Raw genomic sequence first — 203 nt, 5'->3', positions numbered from 1 at the left:
CCCTTGAAGACGACGAGGTAGATAGGTTGGGGGTGGAAGTGCAGTAATGCATGGAGCTGACCAATACTAATCGGTCGAGGGCTTATCCTAAAGATTAGGACGCAAGGAAGTTTCGGATCCAGTTTTCAGGGTGTAACACCTTGAAGGTAGAATTTGCAATGCAAATTCATGTTTGGTGGCGATAGCGGAGGGGTTCCACACGT

At 48.3% G+C, this 203-nt stretch carries 1 rRNA gene; it reads left to right on the top strand.

The window, feature by feature from the left end:
- Positions 1 to 90, top strand: a 23S ribosomal RNA gene (locus tag LCF57_RS04085); the annotation flags it as partial.
- Positions 91 to 203: the final 113 nt, after the last annotated feature.

It is taken from the genome of Paenibacillus sp. BJ-4 (assembly GCF_020404765.1).
Taxonomy (GTDB): Bacteria; Bacillota; Bacilli; order Paenibacillales; family Paenibacillaceae; genus Paenibacillus.
This window is presented reverse-complemented; position numbering and strand designations above follow the sequence as displayed.